We start from the raw sequence: 14,379 nt of genomic DNA on the forward strand, positions 1-14,379 counted from the left end.
TAATGCCGTGAACGAGGTCGTACAGCCCAACGCCATCCCCATCGTGCTCGCCCAGGGCGCGCCGGTGGCCAAGCAGAACCTGCTCGACCTCGATCGCGAGGGATTGGAGCGCTTCTTCGCCGAGACCCTCGGCGAAGCGCGCTACCGTGCCCACCAGGTCATGAAGTGGATCCACCACCACTACGTCACCGATTTCGACCAGATGACCGACCTGGGCAAGGCGCTGCGCAGCAAGCTGCAGCAGCACGCCGAAGTCCGCGTGCCGAACATCGTCTTCGACAAGCCGTCGGCCGACGGTACCCACAAGTGGCTGCTGGCCATGGGCACCGATGGCAAGAACGCGATCGAAGCGGTCTACATCCCGGACAAGAACCGCGGCACGCTGTGTGTGTCGTCGCAGGTGGGCTGTGCACTCAACTGCACGTTCTGCTCCACCGCCACCCAGGGCTTCAACCGCAACCTCTCCACCGCCGAGATCATCGGACAGGTGTGGGTGGCGGCGCGCCACCTGGGCAACATCCCGCACAAGCAGCGTCGCCTCACCAACGTGGTGATGATGGGCATGGGCGAGCCGTTGATGAATTTCGACAACGTCGTGCGCGCCATGAGCGTGATGCGCGACGATCTGGGCTACGGCCTGGCCAACAAGCGCGTGACCCTGTCGACTTCCGGCCTGGTGCCGCAGATCGACCGCCTGTCCGCCGAAAGCGATGTGTCGCTGGCGGTGTCGCTGCATGCGCCGAACGATGCGCTGCGCGAGACCCTGGTGCCGCTCAACAAGAAGTACCCGATCGTGGAACTGATGGCCTCGTGCGCGCGTTACCTGCGTGCCAACAAGCGCCGCGAATCGGTCACCTTCGAATACACCCTGATGAAGGGCATCAACGACCAGCCCGAGCACGCCCGCCAGCTGGCGCGCCTGATGCGCCAGTTCGACAATGCCGTACAGGCCTCGCATTCGGGCAAGGTCAACCTGATTCCGTTCAATCCGTTCCCGGGTACCCGCTATGAGCGCTCCGGTGATGCGGAGATCCGCGCCTTCCAGAAGATCCTGCTGGATCAGCAGGTGTTGACAATGGTACGGCGTACCCGTGGTGACGACATCGATGCCGCCTGCGGCCAGCTCAAGGGCCAGGTAATGGATCGCACCCGGCGCCAGGCCGAGTTCAACAAAACGCTCCAGGACGGGAAAAGCCGGGATGCCGCTGCCTGACCGCCGATTGCCAGCCGTTCTTTTCGTCGCGCTGGCAGTCGCCGGGTGTGGCAGCAAAGGCGTCAAACCCCAGACCGCACCGCTGGGCGTCGCGCCCGAATACGTGGCGCGCGACAACGCCGATACCCGTCGCCGGGTCAGCTACCAGGACCAGATGACGTTGTCGGCGGAGGCATTCCGCGCCGGGGCGCTGGAGGCGTCTGAAAAACGTGCCAGGAGCGCGCTCAAGCTGGATGCGGGACGCCCGGATGCCTACATCATGCTCGCGGCGCTGGCCAACCGGCGCGGCGACGATGCCGCGGCCGGGCCGCTGTTCCAGAAGGCGGCCGAGCTGGCGCCGGATAGTGGCGACGTGTTGAACAATTATGGGGCGTGGTTGTGTGGCCATGGCCGCGCCACCGAGGCGTTGCCGCTGTTCGACCGGGCCATTGCCGCACCGGGCTACCGGACGCCGGCGGCAGCCCTGGCCAACGCGGGCGGGTGTGCGCTGGACGCAGGCCAGCCCGAGCGGGCCGTGCGTGACCTGCGCCGGGCCCTGGCCCTGGATCCGGCCAATGCCTATGCACTGGAGGCGATGGCCCGCAACGAGGCGGCCCAGGGTCGCTTTTTCGAGGCCCGGGCCTTCGTGCAACGGCGTCTTGCGGCTGCACCGGCCACACGTTCCGTGTTACAACTTGCCTCTCAAATCGAGGCGCAGCTTGGCGACACAGTGGCATCCGGTCGTTATCTGCAGCGAATTCGCGACGAATTTCCGCAGGATGCGGCTCCTAATTCCCGGGGTTGAAGCATTGTGATTGATGACCAGACTGTGAACGCTTTTGATGCTGCGGCTGGCTGTGGAGCGCGTCTGCGGCAGGCGCGGGAAGCGGCAGGACTGTCGCTCGAAGCGGTGGGGCAGCAGTTGCGCATGCCGGTCCAGGTGGTGAAGTCGCTGGAAGCCGAGCAGTGGGATCGCCTCGGTGCGCCGGTGTTCGTCCGCGGCCAGCTCAAAAGCTACGCGCGCCTGCTCAAGGTCGATCTCGGGGATCTGCTGGACCAGGCCCACATCGGACCGGTGGTGCCGCCGCAGCTGGTCAGCCACACCCACACCCCGCGGGCCCGGCGGATCGCCGAGAGCGTCGGCCGCCGCGTCCTGTATGTCGGCATCACCGCAGTGCTGGCGGTGCCGGTGTGGTTCGCCACCCGCGGCCACTTCGACGGTGCCGCGAACACGCCCAGTACCGCCTCGCTTGATGTGATTCCCGCTGCGGTACCCGTCGCCGGCACCGGGCCGGCGGCCCAGGCGGCGCCGGCAGTGGCGCCTGCGCCGGCGACGGCGCCCTCTGCACCCTACCTGGCCTCGTTGACCCCGGTGCCCCGTCCCACCGCCAGCGCGCCTGCGCCGTCGGGCGCGCTCAGCCTGCAGTTCAAGGGCGACAGCTGGGTGGACATCGCCGCGCCCGACGGCAGCACCGTCGAGAAAGCGCTGATCAAGTCGGGGGAAACCCGCACCTTCAGCCCGGGCCAGGTGGCCCGCATGGTGCTGGGCAATGCGTCGGCGGTGGAGGTTCAGCAGGGCGGCACTATCGTCGACCTTTCGCCGTACCAGCGAGCCAACGTGGCGCGCTTTACGGTATCCTCTGACGGCTCCGTGGCTCCGGTTTCACACTGAGTCGCGTTTCCCGATTCATTTCGACAATCCAATTCAAACAGTCCCTCCTGACGGGCAGGGGCGAGAGTACGCATGGCGATCGACGACCTGCTCGACGAGCACGAACAAAGTGAACGCGTCCGCAGCTGGCTGCGGAAGAACGGTGTCAGCATCATCGCCGGGGTGGCGATTGCCATCGGCGGCATCGCCGGCTGGCAGTGGTGGCAGAAAGAGCAGGGCAGCCACCTGGCGGGGGCGCACGGCGAGTACCAGACGGTGCTGAAGCAGTTGCAGGACAAGAAGCTGGATGAAGCGGCCAAGGGCGTGAAGGGCCTGGAAGCCGGCAAGGTCCAGGTCTACGGTGACCTGGCAGCGCTCCAGTTGGCCAAGGCGCAGGTCGATGCAGGCAAGAACGAGGAGGCCCTGGCCACCCTTCGTGCCATCAAGGCAGACCCTGAATACAAGACGGCGATCGACCAGCGCATTGCGCGCCTGCTGATCGCTACCGGCAAGCACGATGAGGCCATCGCGCTGCTGGGCGGCGCCACTGACAGTGCGAGCCTGGAAATCCACGGCGACGCCTTGATGGCGCTGGGAAAGCGTGACGAAGCCCGCGGGCAGTATGAGAAGGCGCTCAAGACGCTGGATGTGGCGGCGCCCCAGCGGCGCGTGCTGGAAACCAAAGTGATGGATGCCGGTGGCGCCGTCACCGAGCCTGCGGAGTCGGTGTAATGAAGCAGATGGTCATGATCAAGCGCGTAGCCACCCTGGTATTGATGGGCGTGGCGTTGTCCGGCTGCACCACCGTCAAGGGCTGGTTCGCCGGCAAGGACGCGGAAGCCAAGAAGGCGCTGGAGCCGGCTGAACTGGTCAAGTTCGAGCCGACCGCGAAGGTCGACCGGATCTGGAGCACCAACCTGGGCAAGGGCGAGAAGCGCATCGGTGTACGCCAGGGTCCGGTCGTGGCCGATGGCCGCGTATACGCCGCTGCCATCACCGGCGGGGTGCATGCGCTGGACCTGCAGACCGGCAAGACGGTCTGGACTTACGAGCCGGCCAAGGTCAAGAAGCAGCCCAAGCTGCGGCTGTCGGGCGGTCCGGGCGTTGGCGAAGGCCTGGTCGTGATCGGAACGCTGGATGGCCAGGTGATTGCGCTGGACGCCAACGACGGCAGCGAAAAGTGGCGGGCCAAGGTGCCGGGCGAAGTGATCGCCACGCCGGCGATCGCCCAGGGCATCGTGTTCGTGCGCAGCAACGATGGCCGGGTGACCGCCTTCGATGCCGGCAACGGCACCCAGAAGTGGTTCAACCCGCGTGAGCTGCCCATGCTGACGGTGCGCGGCAACGCGCCGGTGGTGACCGGCCCGGGCGTGCTGTTCATCGGCAACGACGACGGCAGCGTCTCGGCGCTGGGCATGCAGGACGGCCGCACCGTGTGGGACCAGATGGTGGCCAACGGCGAAGGCCGCACCGAGCTGGACCGCATGTCCGACGTGGATGGTGCCCCGGTCCTGGAAGGCAACACCCTGTTCGTGAGCAGCTTCAAGAACCAGACCATGGCGATCGAAGGCCCGACCGGCCGCCCGCTGTGGGCACGTGATCACGGCGGCGCTGGTGGCGTGGCCCTGACCTCGGGCAATGTGATCGTCACCGACAACAAGGGCGGCGTGTTCGGCCTGGACAAGGCCAGTGGCAGCGCGATGTGGTCGCAGACGGCCCTGGCCCGGCGTTCGTTGACCGGGCCGGCGATCCACGGCGATTACGTTGTTGTCGGTGACTACAAGGGGTATCTGCACTGGTTGCGGACGGACAATGGTGAACTGGCCGCGCGCGCCAAGAGCGGCGGCGATGCCCTGCTGGCGCAGCCGGTGGTCGCCGATGGGATTCTGCTGGTGCAGAACGTTGATGGAAAGCTGACCGCGTTCCGGTTGGCACAATAAGGAGTTACCGCGATGCTGCCCTTGGTCGCCCTGGTTGGACGGCCGAATGTCGGCAAGTCCACCATTTTCAATGCGCTGACCCGTACCCGTGACGCCCTGGTCCATGACCAGCCCGGCGTCACCCGGGACCGCAACTATGGTGTTTGCCGTCTTGACGAGGACAACCATTTCCTCGTCGTCGACACGGGCGGTATCTCGGAGGATGACGAAGGCCTGGCCGGCGCAACCGCCGACCAGGCGCGTGCTGCCGCCGGCGAAGCCGATCTGATCCTGTTCGTGGTCGATGCCCGTGATGGCACCTCCGCGCTGGATGACGAGATCCTGTCGTGGCTGCGCAAGCTGTCGCGGCCGACCCTGCTGTTGATCAACAAGATCGACGGCACCAACGAAGACACCGTGCGCGCGGAATTCGCCCGCTACGGGTTCAGCGAAATGCTGACCGTGTCCGCTGCGCACCGCCAGGGCCTGGACGACCTGCTTGAAGAAGTGGTCCAGCGCCTGCCCGAAGAGGGCAGTGGCGAGGAGATGGACAACGATCCGAACCGGATGCGCATTGCCTTCGTCGGTCGCCCCAACGTGGGCAAGTCGACCCTGGTCAACCGTATTCTCGGCGAGGAACGGATGATCGCCTCCGAAGTGCCCGGGACCACCCGCGACTCGATCGCGGTGGACCTGGAGCGCGACGGCCGCGAATACCGCCTGATCGACACCGCCGGCCTGCGTCGCCGCGGCCGGGTCGAAGAGGTGGTGGAAAAGTTCAGCGTCATCAAGACCCTGCAGGCCATCGAGCAGTGCCAGGTGGCGGTGCTGATGCTGGACGCCAGCGAAGGCGTGACCGACCAGGACGCTACCGTGCTGGGCGCGGTGCTGGATGCCGGCCGCGCGTTGGTGGTGGCGATCAACAAGTGGGATGGCCTGACCGATTACCAGCGCGAACAGGCCGAAGCGCTGGTCTCGCGCAAGCTCGGCTTCGTGCCGTGGGCCGAAACGGTGCGCATCTCGGCCAAGCACGGCTCGGGCCTGCGCGAGCTGTTCCGTGCGATCCACCAGGCCCACGCCTCGGCGACCCACGAATTCAGCACCAGCGAAGTCAACAAGGCGCTGGAAATCGCCTACGAGACCAACCCGCCGCCGGCGATCCGTGGTCACGTGTCCAAACTGCGTTACGTGCACCCGGGTGGCTCCAATCCGCCGACCTTCATCGTGCACGGCACGCGCCTGAAGGAACTGCCGGAGTCGTACAAGCGCTACCTGGAAAACTTCTTCCGCAAGCGTTTCAAGCTGATCGGCACGCCGGTGCAGTTCATCTTCCGAGAGGGTGCCAACCCCTACGAGGGCAAGAAGAACGTGCTGAGCGACCGGCAGATTGCCAAGAAGAAGCGCCTGATCAAGCACGTAAAGGGTCGGTAAGCGATCTCGACGGCGGCATAATGCGTTATGACCGCCGTCCCCGACATCACCCCAGATCAGGCCCGCAAGCGGCTCACCGAAGGCGCCTTGTTGATCGACGTGCGCGAAGCGCACGAGCGCGCCACCGGCATGGCCGAGGGCGCACTGGGCATCGCAAAGGGGGAGCTCCAGGCAGATCCGTCCGCGTACCTCCCGGCACACGACCGCGAGCTGATCCTGATCTGCCAGAGCGGCAAGCGCTCCCTGGAAGCGGCGCGGGCGCTGCTCGATCTCGGTTACTCCCACATCGCGTCCGTCCACGGCGGCACCACTGCCTGGCGCGCTGCCGGGCTGCCGCTCGTGCAGCCGCTGCAGAGCGACCACGAGCGCGATTTCAACGAACGCTACTCACGCCATCTGCTGCTGCCGCAGGTCGGCGTTGCTGGGCAGCAGGCGCTGCTCGGTGCGCGGGTACTGCTGCTTGGCGCGGGCGGCCTTGGCTCGCCGGCCGCCTTCTACCTGGCCGCCGCCGGGGTAGGGCACCTGCGCATCGCCGATGACGACGTGGTGGAGCGCAGCAACCTGCAGCGGCAGATCCTGCATACCGACGCCAGCATCGGCGAACCCAAGGTGCATTCGGCCCGCGCACGGCTGCTGGCGCTCAACCCCCGGCTGGACGTGGAGGCGGTGCAGGCCCGGGTGACCTCGGAGAACATCGACGCGCTGCTCGACGGCGTGGACGTGGTGCTGGACGGGTCGGACAACTTCCCCCTGCGTTACCTGCTCAACGATGCCTGCATCCTGCACGCCATTCCGCTGGTGTATGGCGCCGTGGAGCGCTTCACCGGCCAGGTGTCGGTATTCGACGCCGGCCGCCAGCGCGGCCAGGCCCCCTGCTACCGCTGCCTGTTCCCTGAGCCACCACCGCCGGAGTTCGCCCCCAACTGCGCCGAGGCCGGGGTGCTGGGCGTGCTGCCGGGCATGGTCGGTCTGCTGCAGGCCACCGAAGTGCTCAAGCTGCTGCTCGGGATCGGAGAGCCGCTGGCAGGACGGCTGCTCACGTTCGATGCGCTGGGCATGCGTTTCCGCGAGATCCGTCTGGGTCCGGACCCAGCGTGCCCACTGTGTGCGCCCGGCCGGGCGTTCCCTGGTTACATCGACTACGCCGCGTTCTGCGCAGGCTCGTAGGACGACCTGGTGATTTTCTGATCAATCGTTCCATTCGCAGCACGATCATGCGCACCTGCGTGCTATGACCCTGCGTCAACTTGTCCTATGGTGACGGCTGATCGGCGTTGCAGGGAACGAACCGCATGGCGGTGGAAGCAGGTGCCAGTGAACTGGTGAAAGTAGTCGCCCTGCTGGGTGCGGCAGTGGTGATGGTGCCCTTGTTCCGCCGGCTGGGGCTGGGCTCGGTGCTGGGCTACTTCGCCGCCGGGTTGGCGATCGGTCCATTCGGTTTCGGCTGGTTCTCAGACCCGCAGGCGATCCTGCACACCGCCGAACTGGGCGTGGTGATGTTCCTGTTCGTGATCGGACTGGAAATGCGGCCCTCGCACCTGTGGAGTCTGCGCAGGGAAATCTTCGGGCTCGGCACGCTGCAGATCGTGGTCTGCGGTGCGGTGCTGACCGGCGTGTGCATGTTGTTCGGCTTCCCACTACCGGTGGCCTTCATCGGTGCGGCCGGCTTCGTGCTGACTTCCACTGCAGTGGTGATGCAGCTGCTGGCCGAGCGCGGCGACATCGCGTTGCCCTCCGGGCAGAAAATCGTGTCGATCCTGCTGTTCGAAGACCTGTTGATCGTGCCGCTGCTGGCGGTCGTCGCCTTCATGGCGCCCGTGCAGGCAGACGCTGGCAGCGGTTCGCGCTGGATCAGCGTGGCCATCGCCGCCGGCGCGATCATCGGGTTGGTGCTGGTGGGCCGCTTCCTGCTCAATCCGCTGTTCCGCATCCTGGCCGCCGCCAAGGCGCGCGAGGTGATGACCGCCGCCGCACTGCTGGTGGTGCTCGGCGCGGCGCTGCTGATGCAGCTGGGCGGGCTGTCGATGGCGATGGGCGCGTTCCTGGCCGGCGTGCTGCTCAGCGAATCCACCTTCCGCCACCAGATCGAAGCGGACATCGAACCGTTCCGCGGCATCCTGCTCGGGCTGTTCTTCCTCAGCGTGGGCATGGCGCTGGACCTCACCGTAGTAGCCAACAACTGGCCGCTGATCGTGTCCGGCGTGCTGGCGCTGATGCTGGCCAAGGCGGTGTGCATCTACACGGTGGCGCGCATCCTGGGCAGCGACCACCGCCAGGCGCTGGATCGCGGCGTGGTAATGGCGCAGGGCGGCGAATTCGCCTTCGTGCTGTTCTCGGCCGCGGCCACCGCCGGGGTGATCGGCATCGAGGTCAACGCCAACCTGACTGCCATCGTGGTGCTGTCGATGGCACTCACCCCGCTGTTCGTGCTGCTGCACGACAGGTTGATGCCGGCGCGCGAGGTTTCGCTGGAAGGCGTGGACACCGCCGAGGGCATGTCCGGCAGCGTGCTGATGATCGGCTTCGGCCGCTTCGGCCAGGTGGCCAGCCAGTCACTGCTGGCGCGCGACGTGGACGTGACCATCATCGACAACGACGTGGACATGATCCACAACGCCGAGCGCTTCGGGTTCAAGATCTACTACGGCGACGGCACCCGGCTGGATGTGCTGCACGCGTCGGGCGCGGCCACCGCGCGTGCGATCGCGGTGTGCGTCAACAACGCACAGGATGCCGACCGCATCGTCGAGCTGGTCTCGCATGAGTTCCCGCAGGCCAAGCTGCTCGTGCGTTCGTTCGACCGCGAGCATTCGCTGCGCCTGATCCACGCGGGCGTGGACTTCCAGATCCGCGAAACCTTCGAGTCGGCGCTGCTGTTCGGCCAGGCCGCGCTGGTGGAACTGGGGGCGGAGGAAGACGACGCACGCGACATCGCCGAGCAGATCCGCGAGCGCGATGCCGAGCGTTTCGAGCTGGAGATGGCCGGCGGCGATCTGCGTGCAGGGGCCCACATGGTGTTTGGTACCGCGCTGCCCGGCGTGCCAACGCCGACCCCGTTCACCGCACCCAAGCGCAAAGCGCGCACCCTCAACGCCGATGAAGTGCCGGAAGAAGAATGACGCGCGTGAGCGCGACCGCAGCGTAGGGCGGGGCCATGCCCGGCTGCGACGGTGTTCGGCGGCACGTTAATCGGGGACAATACCCTTCCGCCGCCCCACGCCCTGCATTCGATGAACGATTCCACTCCCCGCCATTCCGCCCGCATCCTGGACGGACGCCGCATCGCCGAAGACCTGCTGGACAGCCTGAAAGTGCGCGTGGATGCCCGCCTGGCTGCTGGTGGCACCCGGCCGGGGCTCGCGGTGGTGCTGGTGGGCGGCGATCCGGCCTCGACCGTGTATGTGCGCAACAAGCGCCGCGCCGCCGAGAAGGTCGGGATCGAGGCATTCGATTACGACCTGCCAGCCGGCACCGGTGAAGCCGAGCTGCTGACCCTGATCGACCAGCTCAATGCCGACCCGAAGATCCACGGCATCCTGGTCCAGCTGCCGCTGCCGGGGATCCCCGACGCCAGCCGCCTGATCCACCGGATCGACCCGCGCAAGGACGTGGATGGCTTCCACCCGGAGAACGTCGGCCACCTGGCGCTGCGCGAATTCGGCCTGCGCCCGTGCACCCCGCGTGGCATCACCACGCTGCTGGGCCACACCGACCAGCCGGTGCGCGGCCGCAACGCCACCATCGTGGGGGTGAGCAACCACGTGGGCCGGCCGATGGGCCTGGAACTGCTGATCGCCGGCTGCACCGTGACCAGCTGCCACAAGTTCACCCCCAAGGACGTGCTGGAGCAGTCGGTGCGCAACGCCGACATCCTGGTGGTGGCAGTGGGCCGCCCGGGCATCGTGCCGGGCGAGTGGGTCAAGCCGGGTGCGGTGGTCATCGACGTGGGCATCAACCGCCTGGACGACGGCCGCCTGGTGGGCGACGTGGGCTTCGAGGCGGCGGCCGAACGGGCCAGCTGGATCACCCCGGTGCCGGGCGGGGTAGGGCCGATGACCGTGGCTACCTTGATGCAGAACACCATTGAGGCCGCCGAAGGGTACGCGTCCGCGCAATCGCGCTGACGCTCCCACGATTTGCTGCGCAAACCGCGGGCCCCCACTCACCAGCACCCACGCCCCCGCCGCTTCGCGGCCGCCCCCGAACTTCGGGGGCTGTGCTCTCCGGTAGGTGAACGGGCGGTCGTGGCGTGACACAGCGTCGCATCCGCCCCCTGCCCATCGCGGCGGAATCAGGGTAAAATGTCGCGCTTCCCCACATCTCGGGTATGCCGATGCTGCGCATCCAGGCTGAAGCACTCACTTACGACGACGTTTCGCTCGTCCCCGCCCATTCCATCATCCTGCCCAAGGATGTCACCCTGGAAACGCGCCTGACGCGCGATCTGCGGCTGAAGCTTCCGATCCTGTCGGCTGCCATGGATACGGTCACTGAAGCACGCCTGGCCATCGCCATGGCCCAGCTCGGCGGCATGGGGATCATCCACAAGAACCTGAGCGTGGACCAGCAGGCCGCCGAAGTGGCCAAGGTCAAGAAGTTCGAGGCCGGTGTCATCCGCGACCCGATCACGGTCGGTCCGGAGACCACCATCCGCGACGTGCTGGCGCTGACCCAGGCGCGCAACATCTCCGGCGTGCCGGTGGTCGATGGCGGCCAGCTGGTGGGCATCGTGACCCACCGCGACATGCGCTTTGAAACCGAGCTGGACGATCCGGTCCGCCACATCATGACCAAGAAGGATCGCCTGATCACGGTCAAGGAAGGCGCCGCGTCCGAGGAAGTGCTGCAGCTGCTGCATCGCAACCGCATCGAAAAGATCCTGGTGGTCAACGATGATTTCGCCCTGCGCGGTCTGATCACCGTCAAGGACATCCAGAAGAACACCGATTACCCCAACGCCGCCAAGGACATCGCCACGCGTCTGCTGGTGGGCGCCGCGGTGGGCGTGGGCGGCGATACCGATCGCCGCGTCGAAGCGCTGGTCGCTGCCGGCGTGGACGTGCTGGTGGTGGACACCGCGCACGGCCATTCGCAGGGCGTGCTGGACCGTGTCAGCTGGGTCAAGAAGCACTTCCCGCAGGTGCAGGTCGTGGGTGGCAACATCTGCACCGGCGAAGCCGCACTGGCGCTGCTGGACAGCGGTGCCGACGCGGTCAAGGTGGGCATCGGCCCGGGCTCGATCTGCACCACCCGCGTGGTCGCCGGTGTCGGCGTGCCGCAGATCACCGCGATCGACCTGGTGGCCGAAGCGCTGCAGGACCGCATCCCGCTGATCGCCGACGGTGGCATCCGCTACTCCGGCGACATCGGCAAGGCGCTGGCCGCCGGCGCATCGACCATCATGATCGGCGGCCTGCTGGCCGGCACCGAGGAATCGCCCGGTGAAACCGAGCTGTTCCAAGGCCGTTCGTACAAGAGCTACCGCGGCATGGGTTCGCTGGCGGCGATGGAGAAGGGGTCCAAGGACCGCTACTTCCAGGACGCATCGAGCGCCGACAAGCTGGTGCCCGAAGGCATCGAAGGCCGCGTGCCGTATCGCGGCCCGGTGGGCGGCATCATCCACCAGCTGATGGGCGGCCTGCGCGCCACCATGGGCTACGTGGGCTGCGGCACCATCGAAGACATGCGCAGCAAGCCGAAGTTCGTCAAGATCAGCGGCGCCGGCCAACGTGAGAGCCACGTCCATGACGTGCAGATCACGAAAGAGCCGCCGAACTACCGGGCCTGATGCGCCGGTGAGCAAAGAGGAACGAGGAAGTTGATTCCCGTTCCTCTTTCTCTATCTGCTACCGCTTTTCGTCATTCCGTTTTCTTTCCTGCTTTGCCTGGGCGCCATGACCAACATCCATAACGACAAGATCCTCATCCTCGATTTCGGCGCGCAATACACCCAGCTGATCGCGCGCCGCATCCGAGAGCTCGGCGTGTACTGCGAAATCTGGGCGTGGGACCACAACCCGGCCGAGATCGCCGCGTTCGGCGCCAAGGGCATCATCCTGTCCGGTGGCCCGGAATCGACCACCCTGCCGGATGCGCCCGCCGCGCCGCAGGAAGTGTTCGACAGCGGTCTTCCGATCTTCGGCATCTGCTACGGCATGCAGACCCTGGCCGCGCAGCTGGGCGGCGCCACCGAAGCGGCCGACCAGCGCGAATTCGGCCATGCCGAAGTCAACGTGGTCCACCCCGATGCGCTGTTCAAGGGCCTGAGCGACCACGGCGGCGAGCCGCGTTTGAACGTGTGGATGAGCCACGGCGACCACGTGTCGGTGGCGCCGCCTGGCTTCACCATCACCGCCACCACCGACCGCATCCCGGTGGCCGCGATGGCCAACGAGGAAAAGCGCTGGTACGGCGTTCAGTTCCACCCGGAAGTGACCCACACCCTGCAGGGCCAGGCGCTGCTGCGCCGCTTCGTGGTGGACGTGTGCGGCTGCCAGACGCTGTGGACCGCGGCCAACATCATCGACGACCAGATCGCCCGCGTGCGCGAACTGGTGGGCGATGATGAAGTGATCCTGGGCCTGTCCGGCGGCGTCGATTCATCGGTGGTGGCCGCGTTGCTGCACAAGGCGATCGGGGACAAGCTGACCTGCGTGTTCGTCGACACCGGCCTGCTGCGTTGGCAGGAAGGCGACCAGGTGATGGCGATGTTCGCCGAGCACATGGGCGTCAAGGTGGTCCGCGTGAACGCGGCGGACCGCTACTTCAGCAAGCTGGAAGGCGTGAGCGACCCGGAAGCCAAGCGCAAGATCATCGGCAACCTGTTCGTGGACATCTTCGACGAAGAGTCCAGCAAGCTCAGCAACGCGAAATGGCTGGCGCAGGGCACCATCTACCCTGACGTGATCGAGTCGGCCGGCAGCAAGACCGGCAAGGCCCACGTGATCAAGAGCCATCACAACGTCGGCGGCCTGCCCGAGCACATGAAGCTGGGCCTGGTGGAACCGCTGCGCGAACTGTTCAAGGACGAAGTGCGCCGCCTCGGCGTCGAACTCGGCCTGCCGCGCAGCATGGTCTACCGCCATCCGTTCCCGGGTCCGGGCCTGGGTGTGCGCATCCTGGGCGAAGTGAAGCGTGAGTATGCCGAGCTGCTGGCCAAGGCCGATGCGATCTTCATCGATGAGCTGCGCAAGGCCGATCTGTACGACAAGACCAGCCAGGCCTTCGCGGTGTTCCTGCCGGTCAAGTCGGTGGGCGTGGTCGGCGACGCCCGCGCCTATGAGTGGGTGATCGCGCTGCGCGCGGTGGAAACCATCGACTTCATGACCGCGCACTGGGCGCACCTGCCGTATGACTTCCTGGGCACGGTGAGCAACCGGATCATCAATGAGCTGAGGGGGGTGTCGCGGGTGGTGTATGACATCTCCGGCAAGCCGCCGGCGACGATCGAGTGGGAATGAGCTGAAAGATGGGCGCCGCAAGGCGCCCTTCTTTATTGGTGAACCGGGTAGGTATCGACCGTTGGTCGATACGCGCTGCCCGGTCGCTTGACCTCTCAGCCTACCTACTAGTAGGATAGGCCAATGGATACCGTCCTCTCCCCCAAAGCCGCTGAAATCGTCGCGCACGCGCGCACGTTGCTGGAGGCGGGCGGCTACAACGGCTTCAGCTATGCCGATATCTCGGCCAGGGTGAACATCAGCAAGGCCAGCATTCATCATCATTTTCCCAGCAAAGCCGAGCTGGTTCGTACGGCGGTGGCGCTGTACCGCGCCGAGGCCCGGGAAGGGCTGGCCATGCTGGACCGGCAGCTGGGTGATCCGTTGAAGGAGCTCAATGCCTACGTCGAGTACTGGTCCAGCTGCATCGCCGGTGGCACGGCCTCGTTCTGCATCTGCGCCATGCTCGCGGCAGAGTCACCGATGATTCCCCCGGAAATTGCCGAAGAAGTGCGCGGACACTTCGAGGATCTCAGTGGCTGGTTGACTGCGACCTTGGAGAAGGGGGTAGCGCAGGGGCAGTTCCAGCTGCAGGGCGCGCCCTCGGATGAGGCCAAGGCTTTCATGGCCTCCGTGCATGGGGCGATGCTGGCCGCGCGGGGGTTTGGTGATGCGCAGACGTTCGCAGCCCTGGCGCGGCTGTCGGTTGCGCGGGTGACTGCACAACGTTGAATCCATTTTCTGAAG

The 14,379-nt window shown here is 66.4% G+C and carries 12 protein-coding genes; all 12 read left to right on the plus strand.

Going from position 1 to position 14,379, the window contains the following annotated elements; genetic code table 11:
* Positions 1–7 precede the first annotated feature (7 nt).
* The 12 genes from rlmN (at position 8) to ACGFZ3_RS04410 (ending at position 14,364) form a co-directional block, all read left to right on the plus strand.
* Positions 8–1,213, plus strand: a complete 1,206-nt coding sequence (rlmN, locus tag ACGFZ3_RS04355; protein ID WP_392916861.1) for a 23S rRNA (adenine(2503)-C(2))-methyltransferase RlmN — start codon at positions 8–10, stop codon at positions 1,211–1,213.
* A complete protein-coding gene (pilW, locus tag ACGFZ3_RS04360) occupies positions 1,200–1,997 on the plus strand; it encodes a type IV pilus biogenesis/stability protein PilW (RefSeq protein WP_392916864.1) in 798 nt (265 codons plus the stop codon). Before rlmN ends, pilW begins: the two co-directional genes overlap by 14 nt.
* A 6-nt stretch (positions 1,998–2,003) precedes the next feature.
* Positions 2,004–2,864 carry a helix-turn-helix domain-containing protein gene (locus ACGFZ3_RS04365; protein WP_392916867.1) on the plus strand — a complete coding sequence of 287 codons (861 nt, stop codon included), beginning with the start codon at positions 2,004–2,006 and terminating at the stop codon, positions 2,862–2,864.
* A gap of 72 nt (positions 2,865–2,936) precedes the next feature.
* Complete coding sequence (locus ACGFZ3_RS04370; RefSeq protein ID WP_392916870.1) at positions 2,937–3,575, plus strand: YfgM family protein; 639 nt, start codon at positions 2,937–2,939, stop codon at positions 3,573–3,575.
* The gene (bamB, locus tag ACGFZ3_RS04375; protein WP_392916872.1) at positions 3,575–4,783 is read left to right on the plus strand and encodes an outer membrane protein assembly factor BamB; all 1,209 of its coding nucleotides are present in this window, start codon (positions 3,575–3,577) and stop codon (positions 4,781–4,783) included. Before ACGFZ3_RS04370 ends, bamB begins: the two co-directional genes overlap by 1 nt.
* A gap of 12 nt (positions 4,784–4,795) precedes the next feature.
* Positions 4,796–6,193, plus strand: a complete 1,398-nt coding sequence (der, locus tag ACGFZ3_RS04380) for a ribosome biogenesis GTPase Der (protein WP_392916876.1) — start codon at positions 4,796–4,798, stop codon at positions 6,191–6,193.
* Positions 6,194–6,220: 27 nt separating this feature from the next.
* Positions 6,221–7,360, plus strand: coding sequence for a molybdopterin-synthase adenylyltransferase MoeB (gene moeB, locus ACGFZ3_RS04385; protein WP_392916879.1), 1,140 nt, complete (start codon positions 6,221–6,223; stop codon positions 7,358–7,360).
* Positions 7,361–7,485: 125 nt separating this feature from the next.
* Positions 7,486–9,312, plus strand: a complete 1,827-nt coding sequence (locus ACGFZ3_RS04390) for a monovalent cation:proton antiporter-2 (CPA2) family protein (protein WP_392916882.1) — start codon at positions 7,486–7,488, stop codon at positions 9,310–9,312.
* 111 nt (positions 9,313–9,423) lie between these two features.
* Positions 9,424–10,317 (plus strand): bifunctional methylenetetrahydrofolate dehydrogenase/methenyltetrahydrofolate cyclohydrolase FolD, encoded by an 894-nt coding sequence (folD, locus tag ACGFZ3_RS04395; RefSeq protein ID WP_392916885.1) that lies wholly within the window; start codon positions 9,424–9,426, stop codon positions 10,315–10,317.
* Positions 10,318–10,526: 209 nt separating this feature from the next.
* Positions 10,527–11,981 carry an IMP dehydrogenase gene (gene guaB / locus ACGFZ3_RS04400; RefSeq protein ID WP_282245539.1) on the plus strand — a complete coding sequence of 485 codons (1,455 nt, stop codon included), beginning with the start codon at positions 10,527–10,529 and terminating at the stop codon, positions 11,979–11,981.
* Positions 11,982–12,087: 106 nt separating this feature from the next.
* The gene (gene guaA, locus ACGFZ3_RS04405; protein ID WP_392916888.1) at positions 12,088–13,653 is read left to right on the plus strand and encodes a glutamine-hydrolyzing GMP synthase; all 1,566 of its coding nucleotides are present in this window, start codon (positions 12,088–12,090) and stop codon (positions 13,651–13,653) included.
* Positions 13,654–13,776: 123 nt separating this feature from the next.
* Positions 13,777–14,364, plus strand: coding sequence for a TetR/AcrR family transcriptional regulator (locus ACGFZ3_RS04410; RefSeq protein WP_392916891.1), 588 nt, complete (start codon positions 13,777–13,779; stop codon positions 14,362–14,364).
* Positions 14,365–14,379: the final 15 nt, after the last annotated feature.

It is taken from the genome of Stenotrophomonas sp. NPDC047960 (assembly GCF_043204395.1).
Taxonomy (GTDB): Bacteria; Pseudomonadota; Gammaproteobacteria; order Xanthomonadales; family Xanthomonadaceae; genus Stenotrophomonas.

Excerpts from the sequence above, each read along its gene's own strand:
- pilW (WP_392916864.1), top strand. The coding sequence starts at position 1,200 with ATGCCGCTGCCTGACCGCCGATTGCCAGCCGTTCTTTTCGTCGCGCTG.
- ACGFZ3_RS04370 (WP_392916870.1), top strand. The coding sequence starts at position 2,937 with ATGGCGATCGACGACCTGCTCGACGAGCACGAACAAAGTGAACGCGTC.
- bamB (WP_392916872.1), top strand. The coding sequence starts at position 3,575 with ATGAAGCAGATGGTCATGATCAAGCGCGTAGCCACCCTGGTATTGATG.
- der (WP_392916876.1), top strand. The coding sequence starts at position 4,796 with ATGCTGCCCTTGGTCGCCCTGGTTGGACGGCCGAATGTCGGCAAGTCC.
- moeB (WP_392916879.1), top strand. The coding sequence starts at position 6,221 with ATGACCGCCGTCCCCGACATCACCCCAGATCAGGCCCGCAAGCGGCTC.
- ACGFZ3_RS04390 (WP_392916882.1), top strand. The coding sequence starts at position 7,486 with ATGGCGGTGGAAGCAGGTGCCAGTGAACTGGTGAAAGTAGTCGCCCTG.
- folD (WP_392916885.1), top strand. The coding sequence starts at position 9,424 with ATGAACGATTCCACTCCCCGCCATTCCGCCCGCATCCTGGACGGACGC.
- guaB (WP_282245539.1), top strand. The coding sequence starts at position 10,527 with ATGCTGCGCATCCAGGCTGAAGCACTCACTTACGACGACGTTTCGCTC.
- guaA (WP_392916888.1), top strand. The coding sequence starts at position 12,088 with ATGACCAACATCCATAACGACAAGATCCTCATCCTCGATTTCGGCGCG.
- ACGFZ3_RS04410 (WP_392916891.1), top strand. The coding sequence starts at position 13,777 with ATGGATACCGTCCTCTCCCCCAAAGCCGCTGAAATCGTCGCGCACGCG.